This window comes from Mycobacterium sp. TH-M25 (assembly GCF_057473665.1).
Genome location: NZ_JBYCLA010000040.1, coordinates 1 through 4,038 on the forward strand (window position 1 = coordinate 1; position 4,038 = coordinate 4,038).

The 4,038-nt window shown below is 62.8% G+C and carries 4 protein-coding genes; 1 reads left to right on the forward strand and 3 read right to left on the reverse strand.

Annotated elements, in window-relative coordinates; translation table 11 throughout:
- The 3 genes from AC2VOU_RS01540 to istA all read right to left on the reverse strand — a co-directional run.
- A partial coding sequence (locus tag AC2VOU_RS01540; protein ID WP_486955767.1) for a transposase domain-containing protein occupies positions 1 to 335 on the reverse strand: 335 nt, incomplete at its 3' end.
- A gap of 137 nt (positions 336 to 472) precedes the next feature.
- Complete coding sequence (istB, locus tag AC2VOU_RS01545; protein ID WP_486955768.1) at positions 473 to 1,252, reverse strand: IS21-like element helper ATPase IstB; 780 nt, start codon at positions 1,250 to 1,252, stop codon at positions 473 to 475.
- Positions 1,249 to 2,853: an IS21 family transposase gene (gene istA / locus AC2VOU_RS01550; RefSeq protein WP_486955769.1), complete on the reverse strand. Its 1,605-nt coding sequence runs from the start codon at positions 2,851 to 2,853 to the stop codon at positions 1,249 to 1,251. The genes istB and istA overlap by 4 nt, the downstream gene beginning before the upstream one ends.
- 238 nt (positions 2,854 to 3,091) lie before the next feature.
- Here istA and AC2VOU_RS01555 point away from each other — a divergent pair, with 238 nt between their 5' ends.
- A complete protein-coding gene (locus tag AC2VOU_RS01555) occupies positions 3,092 to 3,778 on the forward strand; it encodes a hypothetical protein (RefSeq protein ID WP_486955770.1) in 687 nt (228 codons plus the stop codon).
- Positions 3,779 to 4,038 lie beyond the last annotated feature (260 nt).

Here is a 4,038-nt window from a genome sequence, read left to right on the forward strand (position 1 = left end):
GACGGCGACGGCGATCCCGCAGCGAGGGCGTGGGTTAGCTTCTTCCATACGTTCTGGTATCCCAGCTCGGGGTAAAGGCCGAGTGCCAGAACGAAATACACTCCCACCCGCGACGGCAGCTCCCGCAACCGCCGCTGCACCGTTCCGGTCTGTTCCAGCACCGCATCCACCAGCTCGAACGGCACATGCCGGGTCAGCTCGCCCAGGTGACCGGGCCCGAACACACCGGCCGCCACCGTGATCGTCCTGCTGACGGTCTCCACCGCACGGCCGAGCGCGCCACGCCCGGCATCGCGGGCGGCCTCCGGCCGGACGGACATGGCAGAATCGGGCATCGCGGCTCCTCGGTAGAGATTGATCTCGGCGATCGTTCTTCTACCAGGAGCCGCACCTATTTCACCGCAATAGACCCACTTGCCCCGCGTGTCGCACTTGACTCAACAGTCACACCCTTAACTTCCCGGCATTGGGATTAGCCTGCAGGGCGGGTGTTTCGGGCATGGGCGAGCCGATAAGAGGTGCTGCCGGTTTCGATGATGGCTCCGGCGAATGTTAATCTGTCGACCACTGCTGCGCATAGCCGCGGATCGGTGAAAGTCTTTGTCCACGAGGAAAATGGTTCATTTGAAGCGATCGCAATAGCCGAACGTTCCTCTCGCTCGGTCAGAACCTGAAACAACAGTTCTGCCCCTCGTCGATCTAACGCCAAGTACCCCAATTCGTCCACGAGAATCAAATCCACTCTGCCGTAGCGGTTTATCAGCTTGGTGAGCTGTTTGTCATCGGCGGCTTCGACCAATTCGTTGACCAGCTTGCTCGCAAGCGTATAACGTACCCGGTAGCCGGCTTCAGCGGCCACGGTGCCCAGCGCGATCAGCAGATGGGTTTTGCCGGTGCCGGAGTCACCGATCAAACACAGCGGATGTCCGGCCTTGACCCAGGCGCAGGTGGCCAGCTGTCCGATGACCGCGGGATTGATTGCTGGGTTGGCCTCATAGGAAAACTCGTCCAGCCTTTTCGGCCGCGGGAACCCGGCGTCGCGGACGCGCCGCTCGGCACGCCGGCGGGTGCGGTCGTCGCACTCGGCGATCATCAGCTCGGAAAGAAAACCCAGGTAGGTCATCTGCTCGCGCTCTGCGGCGGTGGCGATCTCGACAAACCGGTCGCGGATGGTGGGCAGGCGCAGTATCCGGCACCCCTGTTCGATCGCGGCAGCCGCCGCCTGCTCAGTGACGTTGCGCCGCCGGGTCATGAGGTTCCCCGTCCCAGCAGAATGTCGTATTTGTCCACCGACGGCAGTGGACGCTCATCGGCGGGCACCGCGGCCGAGCGATGATCAGCCAGGATCACCACCCGTCCGCCTTCAGCGGCACCATCGCTTAGATCAGCGGCTGCGCCGCGGCGTTCGGCGGCCTTACGGGCTTCCAGCGCCACGACGTCGGGGCTGGTCGATCCGACCGACAGCGCGGCGGTGATGCCGGCGAGCACATCGGCTCCGTCGCGGTGGCGGTGCAGCAGCAACACTTCGACGAGGGCCCGAGTGCCCTTGGCGTCACCATGAGCTTTCCGTGCCGCGGCCCAAAACGCCTCGTGCTCGGCGGTGAACTTCTTGGCTGCGCGTGCCTGCGCCAACGCGGTCGCCCCCGGCAACGCGCCCGGTTTGCGGTACAGGATCTCCAGATAATGGTCCAAATCCAGGACTTTGGCGCCCTTCCCGATTGCACGTTGATGCCGCGCCACCACCGCGGTGCGGTCATAGACCGTGACTGCCGAGGCCGACAATTTCACTCGTAGCCGATGACCAATAAACCTTGCCGGAACGCTGTATTGGTTGCAGCGCACCATGACCTGCGCGTACCTATCTACACGCGGGGTCAGCGTCAGCGCTGTGTCAAACGGCTCGTTCGGCAAAGCCCGCAGCAGCGTCTTCTCGAATATCCAATCATGGCCGACACTGGTCGCCCGATTACCGATACGGCGGGCATCATCGGCGTCATCGGCAGCCTCGAGTAGCGCATTGAGTTCGTCGATCGAGTCGATGGCCGGCATAGGGACACAATGATTCCGCCGAAACCGCCCGCCTTCACCTTCCACGCCGCCCTTCTCGTGACTGCCCTCATGACCCGGCCGGCAATACCAACTCGTGAAACCGAAGTGCGATTTGAAGGCGATCCAACGCTCATTTTCCTGCCGGGAGCGCCCGAACAGCACCTGCTTGACCGCGCTGTTGAGATTGTCATAACGAATCTTGTCGACCGGCACACCGCCCAGCCGGTCAAATGCGAGCACATGCCCCTCGAGGAAAGCTTCCTGCCCCTGGGTCAAAAAGGCCCGATGGCAAGCGCGTCCCGAATAGCTCAGCCGCATGGTGAACAGCGCAGTTTTCGTTTTCACCCCGCGCAGCAGCACCCACAAGTCATGGAAATCCACCTCCGCCTCGGAGGCCGGCTCATGAGTCTGGGGCACATATCCCAGCTCCAGCGGTCGGCCTGCCTCGGCGAGGATCTGCGGACGGCGTTTGCGGACATGGTCGCGCACCGTCGAATACGACAACCCCTGCGCGTCGTGCTCATCGACCAGGCGGGCCATGATCCGCCGCGCGGTATGACGCTGCTTTTTAGGCGCATCCAAGTCACTGCGCAGCATGGCGTCGATCGCCGTCTTGAACGGCTCAAGCCGCGGCGCCACCCGGTCCGGGATTTTCCGCGGCGGCGGGATCGCCGACTCCAGCGCCTGGCGCACCGTGCGCCGGTGCACATGATGCTTATCGGCCAACGCTCGAATCGACAGACCGTCGACTCGGCGATCGCGGCGAATGTCCGCGAACTGTTCCACCTTCGACCTACCCTCCACCCTCACCTCCGTGATCAGTAATCCGGACGCTCCGGATCACTGATCATCGCGAAGTGGGGCCAATTCAAGCCGTCACAACCACCACGGCGCGTCTCAGAGTGGGGGCAAATGAGACCTTCACAACGACACCCCGCCGCCACACAGGTGGAGCCACTTCGAACCGTTCTGGTGGGGCCAAATCAGACTGTCACGGCCAATCACGGCTCACGCCACCCCCCGCCCAGAGGGTCTCAGCGACGTGAGGTTGCGCAGCGATCTCAACGCGCGTCGCGATCTGCACGCACTCGGTACCGGCGCCGATAGCTACCAGCTCGAGGTCGACCAGGAACGCGGCGTGCTACTGGCAGCCACCGCGATCCGCGGCGAGCAGCCCTTCTACAAGATCACCACGCTCGCGATTAGCTTCGATGAGCCAATCCCAGCCGAGACCTTCCAGTTCAGGCCCCCGGAAGGCGAACAGATCCAGTCCCAGCTAGAAATTCGCGACCGGCTGCAGCACTATGTAACCCCTACCGAGGCACAACAGCACGCCGCATTCACCGTTGTCATACCAGGTGGCGGGTCCGCCGGCTGGCATGTGCATTGCACGTTCGTTGAAGCCTGCCGGCGGCCACCAGTTCCGGCGTACGTGTTGCTAGGCTGCCGCTCCCACGACGGACAACACAGTGTTTCGATCCTGCAGATGTCCCGAGCGGATGCTGCCCAGCACTACCGGAACACGATCAAAGATGAGAGCTGGCAGAAGGTGGTCCGCGAAGGGATCTCGATAAAGATCAAACCAGCGGGCGAATGGCCTCATCGATCCCAGGCCCACCTCCAACGCAACGGAACGTTCCTACACCTGAGCTCAGACAACCTCACTGGCGACGAACTCGCAACGATCGCTGCCGGCCTCAGGCCCGCGCCGAGCACCGGCAGCATCTAACGAGCAGCCGCGCGGTCGTTTCGGTCGTACTTGCTTATGGCGTCTTGTCGGCGACCCCGTTGCGCAACAAGCGTGAGGCGTAACTCATGTACCTCATTTGCGGCCACACCTCGAACATCACGACCGGTGCAGGTCAAAAGTGGTTTCGCCACAAAATTCGTATAGATAAGGATGCGAACCGAGGCTGGATTGGCGGCGGCGAAGGCACGGGGAGTCAGGATCGGTCGCCCGAACGCGGTCACTTGCGACCAACTCGCTCA